Annotated in this window: 16 protein-coding genes and 1 tRNA gene; 11 read left to right on the top strand and 6 right to left on the bottom strand. The window is 69.7% G+C overall.

What is annotated here, in order from left to right:
- The first annotated feature begins 14 nt into the window (after nt 1–14).
- Nucleotides 15–1,844, top strand: coding sequence for an ATP-binding protein (locus tag AC1ROY_RS12025; protein ID WP_493149061.1), 1,830 nt, complete (start codon nt 15–17; stop codon nt 1,842–1,844).
- A 9-nt stretch (nt 1,845–1,853) separates the two neighbouring features.
- Here AC1ROY_RS12025 and uvrA read toward each other — a convergent pair whose 3' ends face one another.
- A complete protein-coding gene (gene uvrA, locus AC1ROY_RS12020) occupies nt 1,854–4,751 on the bottom strand; it encodes an excinuclease ABC subunit UvrA (protein WP_493149060.1) in 2,898 nt (965 codons plus the stop codon).
- A 169-nt stretch (nt 4,752–4,920) separates the two neighbouring features.
- Between uvrA and ssb the strand changes: the two genes are divergently transcribed.
- The 6 genes from ssb (at nt 4,921) to AC1ROY_RS11990 (ending at nt 10,294) form a co-directional block, all read left to right on the top strand.
- A complete protein-coding gene (ssb, locus tag AC1ROY_RS12015; RefSeq protein ID WP_493149059.1) occupies nt 4,921–5,433 on the top strand; it encodes a single-stranded DNA-binding protein in 513 nt (170 codons plus the stop codon).
- A gap of 157 nt (nt 5,434–5,590) precedes the next feature.
- Nucleotides 5,591–8,389, top strand: coding sequence for a DNA gyrase subunit A (gene gyrA, locus AC1ROY_RS12010; protein WP_493149058.1), 2,799 nt, complete (start codon nt 5,591–5,593; stop codon nt 8,387–8,389).
- On the top strand, nt 8,382–8,894 hold the full coding sequence (gene coaD, locus AC1ROY_RS12005; protein ID WP_493149057.1) for a pantetheine-phosphate adenylyltransferase: 513 nt from the start codon (nt 8,382–8,384) through the stop codon (nt 8,892–8,894). The genes gyrA and coaD overlap by 8 nt, the downstream gene beginning before the upstream one ends.
- 42 nt (nt 8,895–8,936) lie before the next feature.
- Nucleotides 8,937–9,512, top strand: a complete 576-nt coding sequence (locus AC1ROY_RS12000) for a peptidylprolyl isomerase (RefSeq protein ID WP_493149056.1) — start codon at nt 8,937–8,939, stop codon at nt 9,510–9,512.
- A gap of 130 nt (nt 9,513–9,642) precedes the next feature.
- Complete coding sequence (locus AC1ROY_RS11995; protein ID WP_493149055.1) at nt 9,643–10,164, top strand: peptidylprolyl isomerase; 522 nt, start codon at nt 9,643–9,645, stop codon at nt 10,162–10,164.
- A gap of 54 nt (nt 10,165–10,218) precedes the next feature.
- Nucleotides 10,219–10,294, top strand: a tRNA-Lys gene (locus tag AC1ROY_RS11990).
- Nucleotides 10,295–10,523: 229 nt separating this feature from the next.
- Here AC1ROY_RS11990 and AC1ROY_RS11985 read toward each other — a convergent pair.
- From AC1ROY_RS11985 to AC1ROY_RS11965, 5 genes are all read right to left on the bottom strand, one after another.
- The gene (locus tag AC1ROY_RS11985; protein ID WP_493149054.1) at nt 10,524–11,498 is read right to left on the bottom strand and encodes a Bug family tripartite tricarboxylate transporter substrate binding protein; all 975 of its coding nucleotides are present in this window, start codon (nt 11,496–11,498) and stop codon (nt 10,524–10,526) included.
- A gap of 149 nt (nt 11,499–11,647) precedes the next feature.
- Nucleotides 11,648–13,000: an MFS transporter gene (locus AC1ROY_RS11980; RefSeq protein ID WP_493149053.1), complete on the bottom strand. Its 1,353-nt coding sequence runs from the start codon at nt 12,998–13,000 to the stop codon at nt 11,648–11,650.
- A 224-nt stretch (nt 13,001–13,224) separates the two neighbouring features.
- Nucleotides 13,225–13,401: a hypothetical protein gene (locus AC1ROY_RS11975; RefSeq protein ID WP_493149052.1), complete on the bottom strand. Its 177-nt coding sequence runs from the start codon at nt 13,399–13,401 to the stop codon at nt 13,225–13,227.
- 86 nt (nt 13,402–13,487) lie between these two features.
- Nucleotides 13,488–14,462, bottom strand: coding sequence for a tripartite tricarboxylate transporter substrate-binding protein (locus AC1ROY_RS11970; RefSeq protein WP_493149051.1), 975 nt, complete (start codon nt 14,460–14,462; stop codon nt 13,488–13,490).
- A gap of 506 nt (nt 14,463–14,968) precedes the next feature.
- A complete protein-coding gene (locus AC1ROY_RS11965) occupies nt 14,969–15,751 on the bottom strand; it encodes an EAL domain-containing protein (protein ID WP_493149050.1) in 783 nt (260 codons plus the stop codon).
- 1,051 nt (nt 15,752–16,802) lie between these two features.
- On the opposite strand from AC1ROY_RS11965, the gene AC1ROY_RS11960 reads away from it, so the two are divergent.
- From AC1ROY_RS11960 to AC1ROY_RS11945, 4 genes are all read left to right on the top strand, one after another.
- On the top strand, nt 16,803–17,789 hold the full coding sequence (locus AC1ROY_RS11960; RefSeq protein WP_493149049.1) for a Bug family tripartite tricarboxylate transporter substrate binding protein: 987 nt from the start codon (nt 16,803–16,805) through the stop codon (nt 17,787–17,789).
- Nucleotides 17,789–18,520, top strand: a complete 732-nt coding sequence (locus AC1ROY_RS11955) for a GntR family transcriptional regulator (protein WP_493149048.1) — start codon at nt 17,789–17,791, stop codon at nt 18,518–18,520. The genes AC1ROY_RS11960 and AC1ROY_RS11955 overlap by 1 nt, the downstream gene beginning before the upstream one ends.
- Before the next feature lie 22 nt (nt 18,521–18,542).
- Entirely contained in the window at nt 18,543–19,367 is an 825-nt protein-coding gene (locus tag AC1ROY_RS11950; protein ID WP_493149047.1) for a TauD/TfdA dioxygenase family protein, read from the top strand.
- Nucleotides 19,368–19,434: 67 nt separating this feature from the next.
- Nucleotides 19,435–20,433, top strand: coding sequence for a Bug family tripartite tricarboxylate transporter substrate binding protein (locus tag AC1ROY_RS11945; protein ID WP_493149046.1), 999 nt, complete (start codon nt 19,435–19,437; stop codon nt 20,431–20,433).
- Nucleotides 20,434–20,560: the final 127 nt, after the last annotated feature.

Here is a 20,560-nt window from a genome sequence, read left to right as displayed (position 1 = left end):
AAAGGTGATCCTCGTTGTCCGCGCTGCACCTGCCGACGATTTCCATCTTCTCGGCGATCCTGAGCGGTTTCCTGGGCATGGCGATGCTGTGGCTCTGGACCCGCGACCGGGGCGAGCCGGCGCTGGCCAGCTGGGCGCTGACCCGGCTCCTCAGCGCGCTCGGCACCGTGATGCTCGGCCTTCGCGGCCTGGTGCCGGACGGGATCTCGATCGATCTCGGCAACGCGATGCTCTGCGTCAGCTTCGGGCTGGGCTGGACCGGCGCGCGCCAGTTCGAGGGCCGGCGCGCACTGCCCGGAGCCATGCTGATGGGGGCGGTGATCTGGCTCGCCGCCTGCCGGATTCCCGGCTTCTACGCCAGCCCGGACGCCCGCGTGGCACTGACCGCCACTCTCCTGATCACCTACAACATGCTGACACTGATGGAGTTCATCCGCGGGCAGCGGGCGCTGCCCCTGCCCTCGCGGCCGCTCTTCATCATGCTGCTCGCCGGCACGACCTTCGCCTATCTGGCCCTCACCGGCTTCACCCTGAACTTCTCGCCCCGGGTCGACGGCCAGCTGCCCCATGCCTACTGGCTCGGCGCCCTGCTGCTGCTCAACGTCGTCCTGCTGAGCGGGGGTACCCTGCTCCTCGTCGCCCTGGTCAAGGAGAAGGCCGAGGCGCGCTCGACCGCCGCGCTGGCCGCGGCCCGCGACGCAGCCGACCGCGCGAGCCTGCACAAGACCCAGTTCCTGTCGCGGATGAGCCATGAGCTGCGCACGCCGCTCAACGCCGTGCTGGGCCTGGCCCAGGTGCTGGCGGCGGATTCCAGCCTCGGGCCAGAGCAGCGGCGGAAGGCCGAGACGCTGGAGCAGGCCGGCCGGCACCTGCTCGCGATCCTCAACGACGTGCTGGACCTCTCGCGGATCGAGGCCGGCCGCTTCCTTTCGGAGCCCCGGCCGCTCCGGTTGGCGGATTTCCTGGACGCCACGCTCACCTTTGTCCGGGACGCGGCCTCCGCACGGGGCGTGGAGCTGTCCCTGCGGCTGGACCCGGCGCTGCCGCCGGCCGTCACCGCCGATGCCCTGCGGGTGCGGCAGATCCTCATGAACCTGCTGGCGAACGCGATCCGCTTCACGCCACCGGGCGGCACGGTCACGCTGGAAACCTCGACGCGGGACGGGAGGGTGGATTTCGCCGTGACGGACACCGGCAGCGGCGTGCCGGCGGCGCTGCGGGCGCATCTCTTCGAGGAGTTCGTCCAGGCCAGCGGGGACGAGGCCCAAAGCGGCAGCGGTCTGGGGCTGGCGATCAGCGCCTCGCTGGCCGGCGCCATGGGAGGCCACCTGAGGCATGAGGACGGTCCGGAGGGCTGCGGCAGCCGCTTCATCCTGTCGCTGCCTCTGCCCTCGGCGAAGCCCGACGATGCCGAGGGCGCCCCGGCTCTTCCCGCCGGCCCGCCGGCGGGGCTGAATATCATGGTGGTGGACGACATCGCGACCAACCGGCTCGTCGCCGCGGAACTGCTCAAATCGGCCGGCCACCAGGTCGTCCAGGCTCCGAGCGGCCTGAGCGCGCTGGCCCTGCTGGAGCAGCAGCCCCTGCCGGACCTGATCCTGATGGACGAGCGCATGCCCGGCCTGGACGGCAGCGCCACGGTGCGCCGCATCCGCGCCATGCCCGGGCCGGCGGCCGGACTGCCAATCGTGGCGTTGACCGCCAACGCGCTGCCCGGACAGGTCCACGCCATGATGGCGGCGGGCTTCGACGATCACCTGGCCAAGCCGGTGGAGCGGGGCAAGCTCCTGGCCGCGCTGTCCCGCTGGGGCGCCGGCCGAGGCGCCCGCCCGCCCGCATCGTGAGGCCCGAGGCTACTTCTTCTTCGCCTTCTTCACGCCGACCTTCGGGTGCCGCGCCAGGATCGGCTTGAGGAACCGGCCGGTATGGCTGGCCGGGCTCTCCGCGATCTCCTCCGGCGTGCCGCTGGCCACGATCCGCCCGCCGCCCTCGCCGCCCTCCGGCCCGAGGTCCAGCACCCAGTCGGCCGTCTTGATGACCTCCAGGTTGTGCTCGATCACCAGCACCGTGTTGCCCGTGTTCACGAGCTGGTGGAGCACCTCCAGCAGCTTGCGGACATCCTCGAAGTGCAGGCCGGTGGTGGGCTCGTCGAGGATGTAGAGCGTGCGGCCCGTGGCACGGCGGCTCAGCTCCTTGGCCAGCTTGATGCGCTGCGCCTCGCCGCCCGAGAGCGTCGTCGCCTGCTGTCCCAGATGGATGTAGCCGAGGCCCACCTCCTCCAGCATGCGCAGCTTCTCGTGGATGGTGGGGACAGCGGAGAAAAACTCGCGGCCCTCGGTCACCGTCATGTCCAGCACGTCGGCGATGGATTTCCCGCGGAACTTCACCTCGAGCGTCTCGCGGTTGTAGCGCTTGCCCTTGCAGGTGTCGCAGGTGACGTAGACGTCGGGCAGGAAGTGCATCTCGATCTTGATGACGCCGTCGCCCTGGCAGGCCTCGCAGCGGCCGCCCTTCACGTTGAAGCTGAAGCGGCCGGGCTTGTAGCCGCGCGAGCGGCTGTCCGGCAGCTCCGCGAACCAGTCGCGGATCGGCGCGAAGAGGCCGGTGTAGGTCGCGGGGTTGGAGCGCGGCGTGCGGCCGATGGGCGACTGGTCGATGTCGATGACCTTGTCGATCAGCTCCAGCCCCTCGATGCGCTGGTGCGGCGCCGGGACCACCGAAGCGCCCATCAGCTTACGGCTGAGTCCGTTGAACAGCGTCTCGATGACCAGCGTGGATTTTCCCCCGCCCGAGACGCCCGCCACCGCCGTGAAGGTGCCGAGCGGGAACTCCGCCGTGACGTCCTTCAGGTTGTTGCCCGTCGCGCCCACGACGCGGAGCATGCGCTTCCTGTCGAAGGGCCGGCGGACCTCCGGCATGGGGATCTCGCGGCGGCCCGAGAGATAGGCGCCGGTCAGGCTGTCGGGATCGTTCGCCACATCCTCGGGCGTGCCCTGCGACACCACCGTGCCGCCCGCCTTGCCGGCACCGGGGCCGATATCCACCAGCCAGTCGGCGCTGCGGATCGCATCCTCGTCATGCTCGACCACGATCACCGAATTGCCTAGGTCGCGCAGGCGCCGAAGCGTGACCAGCAGCCGCTCGTTGTCGCGCTGGTGCAGGCCGATGGAGGGCTCGTCCAGAACGTAGAGCACGCCGGTCAGCCCGCTGCCGATCTGCGACGCCAGCCGGATGCGCTGGCTCTCGCCGCCGGAGAGCGTGGCGGAGGAACGCGCGAGCGACAGGTAGTCCAGCCCCACATCGACCAGGAACTGCAGCCGGTCCTCGATCTCGCGCAGGATGCGCCGCGCGATCTCCTGCCGCTGCGGCGTGAGGGTGGGCATGACCGCGGAAAACCACTCGCGCGCGCGCCGGATGGAGAGCGCCGAGGCCTCGCCGATATGCGAGCCCGCCACCTTCACCGCCAGCGACTGCGGCTTGAGCCGATACCCGCTGCAGGCGTGGCAGGGCTTGTCTGCCCGGTAGCGAGCCATGTCCTCGCGGACCCAGGGATTGTCGCTTTCGCGGAAGCGGCGCTCGAGGTTGGAGATCACGCCCTCGAAGGGCTTCTGCACCTCATAGGCGCGCAGCCCGTCCTTGTACTTGAGCGTCACCGGCTCCTTGCCGGTGCCAAAGAGGATGGCGCTTTGGGCCTCCTCCGGGAGATTCTCCCACGGGGCCTTCAGGTCGATCTTCAGATGCGCGGCGAGCGAGGCCAGGGTCTGGTCGAAATAGGGCGTGCTGGCGTTGCCGGCCCAGGGCGCGATCGTGCCGGCCTTCAGGCTTGCCGAAGGGTTCGGGATCACCAGCGCCGGGTCGAAGAAGCTTTCCGTCCCCAGCCCGTCGCAGGTCGGGCAGGCACCCTGGGGCGAGTTGAACGAAAACAGCCGCGGCTCGATCTCCTCGATCGAGAAGCCGGACACGGGGCAGGCGAATTTCTGCGAGAACACCGTGCGCTCCGCGGTATCCGCGTTCTCCGCATAGGCGATGCCGTCGGCCAGGGCGAGCGCCGTCTCGAAGCTGTCCGCCAGCCGCTGGGCCAGCCCCTCGCGCACCACCACGCGGTCCACCACCACCTCGATGTCGTGCTTCAGCTTCTTGTCGAGCTTGGGCGCGTCGCCGATCTGCATCAGCGTGCCGTTGATCTTCACGCGCTCGAAGCCGCGGCGCTGGTATTCGGCGAGCTCCTTGCGGTACTCGCCCTTCTTGCCGCGGATGACGGGCGCCAGGATCAGCAGCCGCGTGCCCTCCGGCATGTCCATCACGCGGTCGACCATCTGGCTGACGGTCTGCGCCTCGATGGGCAGGCCGGTCGCCGGCGAATAGGGCACGCCCACCCGCGCCCAGAGCAGGCGCATGTAGTCGTGGATCTCCGTCACCGTGCCGACCGTCGAGCGCGGATTGTGCGAGGTGGTCTTCTGCTCGATCGAGATGGCCGGCGAGAGGCCCTCGATGCTGTCCACGTCAGGCTTCTGCATGAGCTGCAGGAACTGCCGCGCATAGGCGCTGAGGCTCTCGACATACCGCCGCTGCCCCTCGGCATAGATCGTGTCGAAAGCGAGCGACGACTTGCCCGAGCCCGACAACCCCGTCAGCACCACCAGCTTCCCGCGCGGCAGGTCCAGGTCCAGCGACTTCAGATTGTGCTGGCGGGCGCCCCGAATCCGGATGAGCTCCCCCTTCACGTTGGGATCGGCGGCATCACGCGGCATGGACAAGGGCTCCGGGGGGCTGGATGTTCATATTGTGTTCACGCTGTCTGCACCATATATGCTGCGGCGCAAAGCATGAAAACGGCCCAGGACCCCGGAAATTGCCGGGGCTGGCCCGCTTGCTGCGGAAAAGGTAGTTTCCGCGGCCGATCTGAAGGAGGCGCGGCCCATGGCCGGAGTGAACAAGGTGATCATCCTGGGGCGCCTCGGCAAGGACCCCGAGGTGCGGAACTTCCAGAATGGCGGGAAGGTCGTGAACCTGCGCCTGGCGACCAGCGAGCGCTTCAAGGACCGCGAGGGCAACCAGCAGGAGCGCACCGAGTGGCACTCGGTGGCCATCTTCAACGAGAAGCTGGGCGAGATCGCCGAGCGCTATCTGAAGAAGGGCAGCGAGGTCTACGTCGAAGGCCAGCTTGAGACCCGGAAGTGGCAGGACCAGTCGGGCGCCGACCGCTACTCGACCGAGATCGTGCTGCGGCAGTTCCGCGGCGAGCTCGCGCTGATCGGCGGCCGGGCCTCGGGCGGCGGTGACATGGGCGAGGAGCGCGAGTATGGCGGCGGCGGCGCCAAGAGCGGCGGCTACGGCGAGCGCAGCTCGGCGCCGGCGCGCAGCGGGCCGCCGAAGTCGGGCGGATGGGATTCGGGGAAGAAAGCGGATATGGACGACGATATTCCGTTCTGACGACCTTGCGAGGGGCCCTGCCCCTCGCGCTCCCCGCCAGGGCTTTTGGCCCTGGACCCTTTCACTGATGTAAGGTGCAGGAAACGGTGAACGTACACGTTCACCCTGCCAGGTTCCCGGGGCATAGCCCCTAGGTTCCACCAACCAGGACTTTCCCTTGGCCGAAGACGACACCAAACCGCAGGACGTCGCGCCCGTCGCCCTCGAAGAGGAGATGCGCCGCTCCTATCTCGATTACGCGATGAGCGTCATCGTGAGCCGTGCGCTCCCCGACGTGCGCGACGGCCTCAAGCCCGTGCACCGGCGCATCCTCTTCGCCATGCACGAGGCCGGCTACACCTTCGACAAGCCGCACCGGAAGTCCGCCCGCGTGGTCGGTGACGTCATGGGCAAGTATCACCCGCATGGCGACGCCTCGATCTACGACGCGACCGTCCGGATGGCGCAGTCCTTCTCCATGCGCATCCCGCTCATCGACGGCCAGGGCAACTTCGGCTCCATGGACGGCGATCCGCCGGCGCAGATGCGCTACACCGAGGTCCGGCTGGCCAAGGCGGCCGCCGCGCTGCTCGAGGGCATCGATGAGGACACCGTCGAGTTCCAGCCGAACTACGACGAATCCGAGAAGGAGCCGCGCGTCCTGCCGGCCTCCTTCCCGAACCTTCTGGTCAACGGCGCGGCCGGCATCGCCGTCGGCATGGCGACCAACATCCCCACCCACAACCCGACCGAGGTGATCGACGCCACCCTGGCGCTGGTGAAGGATCCGGACACCACGCTCGACCAGATCATGGAGATCATGCCCGGCCCGGACTTCCCGACGGGCGGCATCATCCTCGGCCGCGCGGGCATCCGCTCGGCCTTCGAGACGGGGCGCGGCTCCATCCCGCTGCGCGCCGACTGCCAGATCGAGGAGATGAAGGGCGGACGGCAGGCCATCGCCGTCAGCGAGATCCCCTACCAGGTCAACAAGTCGGTCCTGATGGAGAAGATCGCCGAGCTCGTCCGCTCGAAGCTCATCGAGGGCATCAGCGACCTGCGCGACGAGAGCGACCGCTCGGGCCTGCGCATCGTGATCGAGCTCAAGCGCGAGGCGGTGGCCGAGGTGGTACTGAACCAGCTCTACCGCATGACCTCGCTGCAGATCAGCTTCCCCGTGAACTTCCTCGCGCTGAACGGCGGCCGGCCGCAGCTCATGGGCGTGCGCGACGCGCTGCTGGCCTTCATCGCCTTCCGCGAGGAGGTGATCCTGCGCCGCTCGCGCCATCGCCTCGCGAAGGCGCGCGAGCGGGCGCATAACCTGATCGGCCTCGCCATCGCGGTGGCCAATATCGACGAGGTGATCCGCCTCATCCGGGCGAGCCCCGACGCCGCCGCCGCCCGCGTGGCCCTGATGGCGCGCGACTGGCCGGCCGTGGACGTGGCGCCGCTGGTGGCGCTCGTGCAGGACGAGGGCAACGAGCTCTCGGCCGAGGGCACGATGCGCTTCACCGAGGCCCAGGCGCGCGGCATCCTGGAGCTGCGGCTGCAGCGCCTGACCGGGCTCGAGCGCGAGAAGATCGACGCCGAGCTCAAGGAGGTCGGCGCGAAGATCATGGAGCTGCTGGAGATCCTCTCCAGCCGCCCGCGCCGCATGGAGGTGATGACCGAGGAGCTGCTGGCCGTCCGCGCCACGCTGCACTCGCCGCGCCTGACGCGCATCGCCGACTATGCCGCCGACATCGACGACGAGAGCCTGATCGCACCGGCCTCGATGATCGTGACGCTGACGCGCGACGGCTATGTGAAGCGCACCGCGCTCGACGTCTTCCGCGCGCAGCATCGCGGCGGGCGGGGGCGCAGCGCGGCCTCGACGCGCGCCGACGACGTGGTGGTGCGCAGCTTCGTAGGCCACACCCATCAGTGGGTGCTGTTCTTCACCAGCCGCGGCATCGTGTTCCGCGAGAAGGTCTGGCAGCTCCCCGAGGGCGGCACGGGCGGCAAGGGCCGCTCGCTGCGCCAGGTGCTGCAGCTGGCCGAGGGCGAGTCCGTCACGGCCGTGCTGCCGCTGCCGCAGGACGAGAGCCTGTGGGAGCACCTGCACCTCGTCTTCGCGACGGTGCAGGGCAATGTCCGCCGCAACCGGCTGAGCGACTTCCGCAACGTGCGGTCGTCGGGGCTGATCGCGATGAAGCTGGACGAGGGCGATTCGCTGATCGGCGTCGCCACCTGCCGCGAGGGCGACGACGTGCTGCTCGCCACGCGCCGCGGCCGTGCCATCCGCTTCGTGGCCGATGCCGACACGCTGCGCGTCTTCGCCGGCCGCGACTCGACGGGCGTGCGCGGCATCCGGCTCATCAAGGACGATTCGGTCATCGCGCTCGCCGTGCTCGGGCATGTCGAGGCCAGCCCGGAGGAGCGGACGGCCTATCTGAAGCTGGCGGCCCAGAAGCGCCGCGCCGCCGGCGAGGAGGTCGCCGAGGCCCCTGTCCCCGTGGAGGAGACCGAGGAGGTTCCGGTCGAGGAGGTCACGCTCAGCGCCGAGCGCGTCGCCGACCTGGAGGCGGCGGAGCAGTTCCTGCTCGCCGTCACCGACCGCGGCTTCGGCAAGCGCACCAGCGCCTATGAGTATCGCGTGTCCGGCCGCGGCGGCCAGGGCATCGGCAACATCACGCTAAGCCGGCGCACGGGGTCGGAGGTGGTCGCCACCTTCAACGTCACCTCGGGCGACCACATCATGCTGATGACCGATGGCGGCCAGGCCATCCGCTTCGAGGCGGACCAGGTGCGCCAGACGGGACGGACCTCGCAGGGCGTCATGCTGCAGAGGATGGACGAGGCGGAGCGCGTCATGAGCTGCTTCCCCGTCGTGGAGGATGCCGAGGAAGGCCCCGGGGAGAACAGCTCGGAGAATTCCTCGGAAAACACCTCGGACAATGCCGGGGAAAGTGCGGGGGAAGGTCCTGAATATGGTTGAGCGCATCGCCCTGTATCCGGGCACCTTCGACCCGGTCACGAACGGGCATCTCGACGTCATCGGCCGCGCCGCGCGGCTGGTGGACAAGCTCGTCGTGGGCGTCGCCATGAACATCGGCAAGGGCCCGCTCTTTCCGCTGGAGGAGCGCGCCGAGCTGGTCCGCGCCGAGACCGACCAGATCGCCGCGCGCACGGGCTGCACGATCGAGGTGCGGCCCTTCACCGGCCTGCTGATCGGCTTCGCGCGCGAGGTCGGCGCGCAGATGATCTTCCGCGGGCTGCGCGCCGTCACCGACTTCGACTACGAGTTCCAGATGGCCGGCATGAACGCGCGGCTGGACCAGCAGATCGAGACGGTCTTCCTCATGGCCAGCGAGCGCAACCACTTCATCTCCTCGCGCTTCGTGAAGGAGATCGCCCAGCTCGGCGGCGACATCACGAGCTTCGTGCCTCCGCTCACGCTGGAGCGGACGCTGGCGAAGACGCGCAAGAAAGCCGCCGAATAGGGCCGCGAGGCCCGACCATATCCCCACCACGGAGGATCGCTCATGAATCGCCGAGCCTTGCTGACCACGCCCCTGATCATCGCCGGGGCCACCGCTGCCGGGGCCGACCGGGCTATCGCCCAGGGCGCTCCCGACCGCGAGAACACGCTCATCATGGAGCTGAAGGACAATGGCCGGGTCACCATCCGCCTGCGCCCCGACCTTGCGCCGCTGCATGTCGAGCGCATCAAGCTCCTGACGCGGCGCGGCTTCTACAACGGCACGCCCTTCCATCGCGTGATCGAGGGCTTCATGGCCCAGGGCGGCGACCCGACCGGCACCGGCACCGGCGGCTCCGACCTGCCGAACCTGCGCGCCGAGTTCAGCCCGCCGTCCCGCGCACGCTTCCTGCGCGGCACCTGCGGCATGGCCCGCACGCAGGATCCGAACACCGCGAACAGCCAGTTCTTCATCATGTTCGCGCCCGGCTCGAGCCTCGATGGCCAGTACACCATCTGGGGCCAGGTCACCGAGGGCATGGAGCAGGTGGACAAGATCAAGCGCGGCGTGGGCGGCAGCGGCATGGTGCCGAATCCGCCGGACCGCCTGATCCGCATGCGCGTGCTCGCGGACGCCTGAAGGCCCTTGCGGCGGGCCCGCCTTGGAGCCCACGGCATTCCCAACTATTGATCCCGCGAACCGGGCCGGCGCCTCAACGCGCCGGCCGAGGATTTCGTGACCATCACCCCCTTTGCTGCAGGAGCGACCCATGTCCGAGACCAATGAAGCCGAAGCCCAGGGCGCTCCGGACGGCGAGAACACCCTCGTCCTCGAGCTGAAGGATGGCGGCCGCGTCGTCATCCAGCTGCGCCCCGATCTCGCGCCGCTGCATGTCGAGCAGATCAAGACGCTCGCCCGCAAGGGCTTCTACGATGGCACGCCCTTCCACCGCGTGATCGAGGGCTTCATGGCCCAGGGCGGCGACCCGACCGGCACCGGCACCGGCGGCTCCGACCTGCCGAACCTGAAGGCCGAGTTCAGCCCGCCGGCGAAGGCCCGCTTCGTGCGCGGCACCTGCGGCATGGCCCGCACGCAGGACCCGCATACGGCGAACAGCCAGTTCTTCATCATGTTCGCGCCCGCCTCGAGCCTCGATGGCCAGTACACGATCTGGGGTGAGGTGACGGAGGGCATGGAGGCCGTGGACAAGATCGCGCGCGGCGCCGGCAGCAGCGGGATGGTCCGCACGCCCGACAAGCTGATCAGCATGCGCGTGCTCGCCGACACTTGACCTGCTCGCCCGCGCGGTGCTTCTGCGCCGCGCGGGACCGCTTCCCGCCTTCGTGAGCCCGTAGCTCAGCCGGTAGAGCACGTGACTTTTAATCATGGGGTCGTGGGTTCGAGTCCCACCGGGCTCACCATGTTTTCCGTCATTTTCCGCGAATTCGTTCCCGCATCGTCGATTTTGGCACTACGCGATGCCCGACCCTCATCGCCTCTCCGCAGCAGCCGCCAACATGCGCTCGGCCAAGCCGGACACAACGACAAGAGGGCTATCCGCAGAATCGGATGGCGCCGCAGCCCCACCGGTTCTGGCGTGGCCGCTGGTCCCCCATCCGGCGGCCCCGACGGGCCGCCGCCGCCAACGTGTCAACCGCGCAGCCCGGCGGCCTCGGCGGCGCGGGCGGCATTGGCCCGCTCCACCTCCAGGAAGGCGGCGAAGCCGGCCGGCGTCGCCTCCTCCGGCTCGGCCATCTCGGAGCCCAGCTCCTCGAACCGCCGGCGGGTCGGGGGGTCGGTGACAACAGCCGTGAGCGCCGCGGTCAGCTTCTCCAGCACCTCGGAGGGCGCGCCGGCCGGGACCAGGAGGCCGAGATAGGCGGCGGCGCGATAGCCGGGCACGCCGGCCTCGTCGAAGGTCGGCAGCTCCGGGGCCAGCGGCGAGCGGTGCGCGCTGGAGACGCCGAGGATGCGGATCGTCCCCTCCCGGTGCAGCGGCAGGGCGGTGGTGATCTCGGTGATCGAGGAGTTGATGTTGCCCGCCAACAGGTCCGGCAGCGCCACGCCGCCGCTGGCATAGGGCACGTGCTGCAGCCGCGTGCCGGTGGCGAGGCAGAACAGTTCCATGGCGAAATGCGCCGTGCTGCCGTTGCCGGAGGAACTGCCCGTCACCTGCCCCGGACGCGCCTTGGCGTATTCGATGTATTCGGCAAGGTTCCGCACCGGCATGTCCTTCGTCACCGCCAGCACCTGGGCGGTGCGGCAGATCAGGCCGATCGGCGCGAAGTCCCGCACCGGGTCGTAGCCGAGGTTGCTCCGCATGGCCGGGTTGTTGACCACCGGGCCGTTGGAGCCCAGCAGCAGGGTGTAGCCATCCGGCCGGCTGCGGGCGACCTGCAGCGCGCCGATACTGCCGCCGCCGCCGCCGCGATTGTCCACCACCACGGGCTGGCCCAGCCGGTCGGCGAGGCCGGGCGCGGTGAGCCGGCCGACCTGGTCGGCATTGCCGCCGGTGGCGAAGGGCACGACGAAGCGGATGGCGCGGTCCGGATAGCCGGCGGCCAGCGCCGGGCGGGCCAGGGCAGCGCCAGCCAGCGCCAGCAGGGGGCGACGGGACAGGATCATGGGTTGCTTCCTCCGCCGCGCAGCATGCGCCCGGAAGGGGTAGGCCGAAAGGGCAAGGTCTGCCCGCCCAGGCCACCGGATCTCCCCGTCGAGCGAGGCCATGAGGCGCTTCGAACGGGTCGGCGCGCCTGCCGGCGGGAGGCGGCGTGTCAGCCGCGCTGGCGCAGCAGCAGGGGCAGCGCCAGCAGCGGCAAGACCCCCGCCAGCATGAAGGCCCGGCCGAAGGCGGTGAGGAAGGCCTCGGTGGGCGGATGGCCTTGCGCCAGCAGCCCCGCCTCGCTTGCGCCGAGCAGCAGCGTCAGCAGGGACGCCGCGCCGACCACACCGAAGGTGCGCGTCAGCATGGTCAGGCTGCCGGCAACACCGCGATCCTCCCGCCGCATCGTCGCCGTCACCCGGTCGGTATAGGCGAGGGTGAACAGGCCGAGGCCCATGCCCTGCGCCACAAGCGCCGTGACCAGCAGCGGCAGCGGAGTGCCTGCGCCCCAGGGTGCGATGCCCAGCAGCCCGGCGGCGTTGAGCATCGCGCCCACAACCAGCACGGCGCGCGACCCGAACCGCGTCACCGTCCTCCCGCCCAGCCAGGATCCGAGCATTCCTCCGGCCGGGCTGGTGGCGAGCACGAGGCCCAGCACCCCCGCCTCCAGCCCGGCGATGCGCGCCAGGTAGAACGGCACGAGCAGCATCACGGCGAAGCCCGCGAAGGTCATCATCGCGTTCGACAGGTTCAGCGCCGCGAAGCCCGGCCGGTGGATCAGGCTGAGATCGATGATGGGCCGCGCGGCACGGCGGCTATGCCAGACGAACCCGGCGGCGCAGGCGATCGCCGCGGCGGCCAGCACGAGAGAAACCGGCGCCGGCGCCCGGTTCACCGCCAGCAGGATGGTGGCGACCGCCGCCACGAGCAGCACCGCGCCCGGCGCGTCGAACGGCTCGCGCGGCCCGACGCGCGACGCTTTCGGCAGATGGACGGACAGCAGCAGCGCCGCCACCGCAAAGGGCGCGCGGAACCAATAGACCGCCTGCCAGCCGCAGGTCTCCACCAGCACGCCGCCGGCCATCGGACCGATGGTCGATCCCGCGGCGACCGTCGTGGCATAGGCAGCGAGCGCCCGAGCGCGCATCGTCTCAGGGAACAGCGCGGTCGCGAGCGCCGGCCCGCAGCCCAGCACCAGCGCCGCCCCCACCCCTTGCAGCACCCGGCAGATCAGTAACGCCTCGTAGCCCGGCACCAGCGTCAGAAGCAGGTAGGACACCGCGCTCCAGGCCAGGCCGAAGCGGAACACGCGGGCATGGCCGAAGATGTCACCCAACCGGCCGACCGCCAGCATCAGGCTGCCATAGGTCAGGACATAGCAGATCACGACCCACTGGATCTGGGGCACCGCCAGGCCGAAGGCCGCGACCATGGCGGGAAAGGCAACGTTTACCGCGCTGTCCAGCGGCACGATCAGCGTACCCAACGCGACCGGCGCTAGGCGCAGCAGGCCTGGCCCGGCCATCCCTTCCCCTCCGTTTCTCCGGCGGCAGCATCACCGAACGGGCGCGGCATTGCACTCCTCCGGCGGCGTATGGACGCGCGCCGCCTGGCGTGCCCTTCGCATTGCCGCCTCACGGGGCGATCGATGTCGAGGCGATGCGCTTCGGGCGGCCTCGTCGAAAGGCCGCGCAGCGATCAAGCCGCCCCGATCGCGGAGCGGTTCTGGTGGCTATAGGCCGGCGCGGTTCACCACCTGCTGCGTGCGATCTCTCCGAGATTCTTCAGAAGTTCGATGATCTCCATGTGGCCCTTCACGACCGACAGCACCGGCCACTCGCTGAGGGTCGTGCCGCCGGTGCTGATCACCACCTTGAAGGGAGTTTCTCCCCCCGGTGTTGGCACCACGTCTCCATTGAAATTCATAACCCCTCCCAACGCCGACCCGGCGGCGAAACATCGGATGGCCTTCTGAGCACTTCATCGTGTCGCTGACCGGTCCTGCGGACCGCCTAGTCGGCGAAGGCGCCAGCAGCCTCGATGATCGGCCGCCAGCGCGCGATCTCCTCGATATGGTAGCGGCGATGGAAGGCGATGCTCGCGCGCTCCGGGGTGGCCGGTTCGGTGACCAGGTCGGCGAAGCGCGAGCGCAGCCGCTCCTCACGGAGCGCCGCCTGCACCGCGGCGGATATCCGCTCCTGGACCGCCTCCGGCGTGCCCGCCGGCGCATAGAGGCCGTGCCACGTGCTCATGACGAAAGCGGGCGCTCCGGCCTCCGTCGTGGTGGGGATGTCCGGCAGCCCTGGCAGGCGCGCGGAACTGGTCACGGCAAAGGCGCGGATCCGGCCATCGCGGATGAAGGGCGCGGTGTTGGTCGCCTGGTCGCAGAGCAGGTCGAGGCGCCCGGCCATGAGTTCGGTGATCGCCGGGGCGGTGCCGCGAAAGGCCACGATGGTCGCGCGGTTGTCCGCGGCGCCCTGCAGCAGCAGGCCGCAGAGATTGGCGGCCGAGGCCAGGCCGGCGGTCCCGAGGTTCAGCTCATTGCCGCGCCGCCGGAGCTCTCCGAGCAGCCCGGCGAAGTTCTCGGCCGGGAAGCCGGGACGCGCGATCACCGTCATCGCGGCGTCAGAGACGAGGCCGAGCGGGGCGAAGTCCGCGGCGGTGTCGTAGGCCAGGCGGCGGAACAGCGTGGCGCCGGCCGCCAGGCCCACATTGCTCAGCAGCAGCGTGTAGCCGTCGGGCCGCGCCTGGGCGACGCGCTGCGCGCCGAGGTGGGCGGGGGCCGTATTCTCCACCAGGACGGGCTGCGGCATGTGGCGCGTCATGCTCTCCGCCACGATCCGGGCGATGACGTCCGTTGGGCCGCCGGCGGCAGCACCGGCGACGATGATGACGGGGCGGGCGGGATAGTCCTGCGCCGGCGCTGCGCCGGCATACCCGATGGTGATGGCTGCGACGGCCAGCAAGGCCTGGCGGATCAGCGTCATGCGTTTTCTCCCCCCGCGATCGCGTCAGCACGCCGCGGCTCCTCAAGTTTGGGGATCATCTTCGCGAGCTTGCAAGGCGCTGTCACCCGCCTTGCCTGCAATGAGGCGCATGCTGGCCGGAGATCGGCCTCGCGCGGCCGAGCCGCCTCACGGCCGAGCTGTCGCGGGCTGGATCCTGCGGCACCCACTGCGACTGGCACCGCCGCTGACGCTGAAGGATATCCCAGCCAGTTCGGCCAAGCGGGCTGACTAAGCCCGGGGTTTGGTGGTTATGGGGGTTTGGGGAGCAAGCCGACAGCGGGAATCAACCCCATTCAAGACTTGGCCCGCCGGCCGGGATTACAGCCTGACCCTGGATGCGGTGGAGATCGCGCACATCCGCATGGAGTCGACGACATGCGCCTGATGGACAGGCCGCGGATCGGCGAGCCGGGCAGTCCTGCCGCGTCATGTATCCTTGGCGGGCGCTTTCATCCCCGGGGCGCGCTGGCGGCGAGCGGTGTTCGCTATCCAGGCACCGGGACGTCCAATCGGGGTTCGGCCGGCCAGGCGATGTCGCCATCGCGCGCAATTCCCTCGAAGACCGGGCGCGCGAAGAGAAAACCCTGCGCGAAGCGCACGCCCAGCTCACGCAGCACCATCGCCTCCTCGGCGCGCTCCACACCCTCGGCGACCAGCCTGATGCCCACCGAGCTCGTGAACGTCACCATTCCCGCGAGGATGGCGCGGCGCATGGGGTCCTCGTCGCAGCCGCGCACCAACACGCCATCGAGCTTGATCGTATCCGGCCGGATGTCGAGCAACCGCTCGATGTTCGAATAGCCGGTGCCGTAATCGTCCAGCGCCACCGAGAAGCCATAGCGGCGGTAGGCATCGATGATGGAGCGGAGATGCGTGGCGTCCACGCGCTCGTGCTCGATGAACTCGAAGGTCAGTCGGTCCAGCGGGAAGCCGGTGCGCTCTGCCGCCTCCAGCGTGCGTCGGATGCAGGCGCGCGGCTCGTAAACGGCATTGGGCAGAAAGTTGATATTCAGACGCGTCTCCATGCCGAGCCGCGCGGCGGTCTCGATCGCGGTCACGCGGCAGGCCTGGTCGAAGGCATAGCGGTTGGAGTCGTTGATCTGCGCCAGGACCCATGCAGCCGTTTCGCCGGCAGCACCGCGCACCAGCGCCTCATGCGCGACGATCCGTTGTTCGACGAGATCCACGATCGGCTGGAAAGCCATGGCGATGGGGAAGAGCTGCTGGTCGTCCCGGCAGGCGGCGCATGCTTTGGGCGGGGCCTTCATCGCATCTCTCCCTGAGCCAGGTGAACGCGGAGAAATGTTCGTCGTCGCAGCCTCAAACAGGCACAGGGAAAAAAAGCCCGCTGCGGGTCACATGCCCCGGTCCAAGCTGAGGGCGCAGGCCTTTCCCACGGGCGTCAGCCGGTAGTAGTGTCTCTTGTCCAGCAGGCACCAGCGCACCTCGATCAGCCCGGGAGGCATGCCTGACGCAACCCGCCCCCACACACGGCCGGGCGGTGCACGGCGGCGAAGGCGGATGGCCCGACGTAGCCGCTCTTCAGTGCTGCGGCCTCCGCGCACAATTCGCCATCCGCAAGGGCCGCCAAGGCACGACGCTGGAGCTCGGTGAGCTTTTCCATGATCGGCGCCATCGGAGAACCCTTCCGAGGTGATGCTCCCGGCTCGACGGGGCCGGGGATATCCAGAAGCGAAAGCCCGGCCGAGGGGATGGACCCGGCCGGGCTCAGTGCAAGGCGATGTGGAGAGTGGCCGGATAACACGCCAGGGGTCGTTGGGTTGCAGCGCACAAATAAAGCCCGGCGCTGCGGAATCGGCCACGCAAGGAGCCTTGCCCAGGCCGTCGTCTCCATCAGGTTGTGGATGCCGCTGCTCGCCGCTGGTTACTCTCGGTGGCGCCGGGCGTTCGGTCAGAAAGGGGAAGTGCCATGAACATCCGCCAGCAGCGCGCCATTTTCTGTACGCTTGTCATTGCCGGCGTCGGGGTCGGGCTCTTCATTTACGCCGCATTCGCCACCTAGCCACGGCACGGCAGACCGCGGCCGGCGCCAGGCGCCGGTACGTCCGCCTGATGTACAAGACAATCTATTTGATTTGGCTGGCCAGCCCGAGGCTCAGGCTCATCGCGCGCGGCTTCCGCTGAACGAGCTCCGATGGCCTGCAGCCTCCCCTTATCGCGCTCGATATGGCCTGGAAATTCCCGCCACCGACACTGCTTCATTCTGCTGGGCATCCAAACATATATATGTTTAAATCAATCATCCGGGTGAAGAGGCTGGATAACCAGGCCCGAAACGGATCAGGGGAGGAGAAAACAATGCGACGGAAAGTCGTGGGGGTGGCGTTCGGCCTCCTGGCCGGCCTGCTCTGGCAGGCCTCGGCCCAGGCGCAGGATGCCGCATTCCCCAACCGCACCGTGTCGCTGGTCACGCCCTACGCGCCCGGCGGCGGCAGCGACATCATCACGCGCGTGCTGGCCGACGCCTTGCGGCACCGCCTGGATCAGACCGTCGCCGTCCGGAACGTCAGCGGGGGCGGCGGCAACATCGGCGCCCAGACCGTCGCCCGCGCCCTGCCCGACGGCTACACGCTGCTGTCGCACCATATCGGCATGGCCACGGCTCCCGCGCTGTTCCAGAACCCGGGCTTCGATCCGCTCACGAGCTTCGAGCCCATCGGCCTCTTCGCCGACATGCCGATGCTGCTGGTCGGCAACAACGACCTCGCCCCGAACACCATGGCCGAGCTGATCGCCCACGTGCGCGAGCGCGGGGATGCCGTAACCTTCGCCTCCTCCGGCCAGGGCAGCGCCACGCATCTCTGCGCCATCATGTTCCAGCAGCTCGCGGGCCGGAACGTGACCATGGTGCAGTACCGCGGCGCCTCGCCGGCCCTGGCCGACCTCCAGGTCGGCCGCGTGCAGCTGCTCTGCGACGTGACGGCAGGCATCGTCTCGTACATCCGGTCGGGATCGGTGAAGCCCTTCGTGCTGACCGGCAGCCGCCGGCTGGCCAGCCTGCCGGAGGTGCCCACCACCGAGGAGCTCGGCCTGCAGCGCATGGACGTCAGCGCCTGGTACGGGCTGTACGCGCCGGCGGGAACGCCGCAGCCGGTCATCCAGCGCCTCGCCGTCGCGCTGCAGCAGGCCGTGCGCGACCCGGAGATGGCCGCCCGCCTGGCCCAGCTGGACACGGTGGCCTTCGAGCCCGCCCAGGCCACGCCCGCAGCGCTGCGCGCCCAGCTCGAAGCGCAGGTGGCGCGCTGGCACGACGTGATCCGCAGCGCCGGCATCCCGGTGAACTGATGGCTGCCGCCCCGCCCCTGATCCGCACCGCCGCCCCACTCTATCGCGATGTCGCCGCCGCGCTGGAGCGGGCGATCCGCGAGGGCGTCTGGAAGGCGGGGGAGCAGATTCCGACGGAGCCGGAGCTGGAACGCCGCTTCGGCGCCAGCCGCGGCACGATCCGTCAGGCGATCGGCGAGCTGGTGCGGCAGGGATGGCTGCTCCGCCAGGCCGGGCGCGGCACCTTCGTGCTGGGCCCCCGCTTCGAGAGCCTGGAGCGCTTCTTCCGCTACGAGGCCCTGGCCGGCGCGCCGCCGCTGGTGCCGGTGAACCGCGTGCTGGCCCAGTCGATCGTATCCGCCGAGGCCGACGTCGCGGCGGCCTTCGGGATCGCGGAAGGCGCCGAGGTGGCCTGGGTCCGCCGCCTGCGCTGCAGCGGCGACGAGCCCTTCCTGCTCGTCGACAGCTTCTTCCCGATGCCGCTCTGGCAGGTGGTGCGCACGGCCGACTTCACGCACCATCCGCTCTACGACCTGTTCAAGAACGTCTACGGGCAGTTCGTCGTGAGCGCCGAGGAGTTCCTGCGCGCGGGCCTCGCGACGGCCGAGGAAGCGGCGCTGCTGCACATCGCCGGGAACGATCCGGTGATCCGCATCGAGCGCGACGCCCGAAGCTTCGGGAACAACCCGATCGAGTTCCGCCGGGCCACCGGCCGCGGCGACCGCTTTCGCTACCACGCGCGCCTGCGCTGACAACAGGAGGGAGGACAAGAAGATGAGGATCGAACAGGCCACGCCGAAGCTGGGCGCCGTCGTCACCGGGGTGGATCTGAACGTGGCCACGGAGGAGGAGTGGGGCCGCCTGTACCAGGCCTTCCTCGACCATCTGGTGCTGGTCGTGCGCGAGCAGGACTTCACCATCCCGCAGTTCCTGGCGGCGGCGGAGCGCTTCGGCCGGCTGGTGCCGCACCGCGTGCAGCGGACGCGCCATCCCGAATACCCGGCGCTGACGGAGATGGGCGTGAACACCAAGAAGCCCGACGGCAAGGTGGACCAGGCCGTCTTCGCGCGCGGCCAGGGCTGGCACACCGACGGCCCCTGGGAGGTGCGGGGCGTCGCCAAGGCGACGCAGCTCTACGGCCTCGAACTGCCGAGCGTCGGCGGCGACACCTGGTTCGCCAACATGTACGAGAGCTACGAGGCGCTGCCCGCCGAGATGAAGCACCGGCTCGAGGGCGTCGAGGCGGAGTATGTCTATGGCGGCCGCGACAAGCTCGGCGTGGACCTGCTCGCCCCCGACGACCGCGACGCGCCGCCGGTGCGCTGGCCGGTGATCCGCACGCATCCGGAGACCGGACGCAAATCGCTCTACTTCAACCCCTACCACTTCCTCCGCTTCGTCGGCATGGACGAGGCCGAGGGCAATGCGCTGCTCGATGAGCTGAAGGGCCACATGATCCGCCCGGACGCCGAGTACCATCACAAGTGGCAGACGCACGACTACGTCGTGTGGGACAACCGGAGCTCGATCCACGCCGCCGCCGGCGGCTACCCGGTTCACGAGCGCCGCGTCCACTGGCGTGCGACCATGCTGGAATAGCGCGCCGCCCCGCCCCGGCGCTTCGCCTCATCAAACGAATGCATAACAACAAAATGGGAGGAGAAGGATGTTGAGACGTCGCCAGACGATGATCGCCGCGGCCGCCTGGCTCGGCGCGCCTCCGTTGCTCGCCTTGTCCTCCAGGCCGGCCCGCGCGGCCTTCCCCGATCGCCCGATCCGGCTGATCGTGCCCTTCGCGGCCGGCGGCAACGTCGACGTGATGGCGCGAAGCGTGGCCGAGCCGATGAGCCAGCGCCTCGGGCGCCCCGTCACCGTCGACAATCGCGCGGGCGGCGGCGGCAACATCGGCGCCGAGATCGCCGCCCGGGCTCCGCCCGACGGCCATACGCTGTTCGCGGGGTCCGGCGGCACGCTGGTGGCAAATCCGGTGCTGCAGGCGAGGCTGCCCTACGACGCCGAACGGGATTTCCAGCCGATCGGACGGATCGGCGGCGTGCCCGTCGTCCTGGCCCTGTCGCCCCGGGAAGCGAGCCGGTCCTGGCCCGAATTCCTCGCCCGCGCCAAGGCCCAGCCCGGCAGCGCCCAGGTTGCGACGGGCGGCATCGGCAGCACCGCCCATCTGGCGCTCGAGCTGCTCAACCTCAGCACCGGCGCGCGGTTGAGCCATGTCCCGTACCGGGGCGGCGGATCCCTGGTGACCGACCTCCTGGCGGGCAATTTCGACGCGGCCCTGTTCGAGCTGACCACCGCCCTGCCGCTTCACCGCGAGGGCCGGACACGGATCGTCGCCGTCGCCGCGGAACGGCGCGCGGAGCAGCTCCCCGACGTGCCGACCTTCATCGAGCTGGGCGTGCCCGACTTCACCTCGACCGCCTTCGGCGGACTTCTCGCTCCGGCCCGCACGCCGGCGGATGTCGTCGCGGCATTGCGGGCCGCGCTGGTCGGGGCCCTGGCCGAGCCGGCCGTGCGGACCAGGCTCGAGTCGCTCGGCGCCACGGTCGCAACCGAGGGCGAGGCCTCGCCCGAGGGTTTCGCCGCCTTCCTGCGCGACGAACTGGCCCGCGCCCGACGCGCCGCCGAGCTGGCCGGGCTGAGGCCCGAATAGGCTCGGCCTCTGTACGTCATTCCGCGGTTGCGCCATTGAGGGGCTCTGCCCCTCAAACACCCCGGCAAGAACCTCAGGTTCTTGCATCTCCGATCAAAAGCCCCTGGCGAGGGGTAAAGCCCCTCGC

The organism is Roseococcus sp. GW821-FHT12F05, from assembly GCF_058806835.1.
Note: the sequence above shows the minus strand (reverse complement) of the source record. Positions and strands in the feature narration are given on the sequence as shown.

Excerpts from the sequence above, each read along its gene's own strand:
- AC1ROY_RS11960 (WP_493149049.1), top strand. The coding sequence starts at position 16,803 with ATGCGACGGAAAGTCGTGGGGGTGGCGTTCGGCCTCCTGGCCGGCCTG.
- AC1ROY_RS12000 (WP_493149056.1), top strand. The coding sequence starts at position 8,937 with ATGAATCGCCGAGCCTTGCTGACCACGCCCCTGATCATCGCCGGGGCC.
- AC1ROY_RS11995 (WP_493149055.1), top strand. The coding sequence starts at position 9,643 with ATGTCCGAGACCAATGAAGCCGAAGCCCAGGGCGCTCCGGACGGCGAG.
- AC1ROY_RS11945 (WP_493149046.1), top strand. The coding sequence starts at position 19,435 with ATGTTGAGACGTCGCCAGACGATGATCGCCGCGGCCGCCTGGCTCGGC.
- AC1ROY_RS11970 (WP_493149051.1), bottom strand. The coding sequence starts at position 14,462 with ATGACGCTGATCCGCCAGGCCTTGCTGGCCGTCGCAGCCATCACCATC.
- uvrA (WP_493149060.1), bottom strand. The coding sequence starts at position 4,751 with ATGCCGCGTGATGCCGCCGATCCCAACGTGAAGGGGGAGCTCATCCGG.
- AC1ROY_RS11950 (WP_493149047.1), top strand. The coding sequence starts at position 18,543 with ATGAGGATCGAACAGGCCACGCCGAAGCTGGGCGCCGTCGTCACCGGG.
- AC1ROY_RS11965 (WP_493149050.1), bottom strand. The coding sequence starts at position 15,751 with ATGAAGGCCCCGCCCAAAGCATGCGCCGCCTGCCGGGACGACCAGCAG.
- AC1ROY_RS11955 (WP_493149048.1), top strand. The coding sequence starts at position 17,789 with ATGGCTGCCGCCCCGCCCCTGATCCGCACCGCCGCCCCACTCTATCGC.
- AC1ROY_RS11975 (WP_493149052.1), bottom strand. The coding sequence starts at position 13,401 with ATGAATTTCAATGGAGACGTGGTGCCAACACCGGGGGGAGAAACTCCC.
- coaD (WP_493149057.1), top strand. The coding sequence starts at position 8,382 with ATGGTTGAGCGCATCGCCCTGTATCCGGGCACCTTCGACCCGGTCACG.
- AC1ROY_RS11980 (WP_493149053.1), bottom strand. The coding sequence starts at position 13,000 with ATGGCCGGGCCAGGCCTGCTGCGCCTAGCGCCGGTCGCGTTGGGTACG.
- AC1ROY_RS11985 (WP_493149054.1), bottom strand. The coding sequence starts at position 11,498 with ATGATCCTGTCCCGTCGCCCCCTGCTGGCGCTGGCTGGCGCTGCCCTG.
- ssb (WP_493149059.1), top strand. The coding sequence starts at position 4,921 with ATGGCCGGAGTGAACAAGGTGATCATCCTGGGGCGCCTCGGCAAGGAC.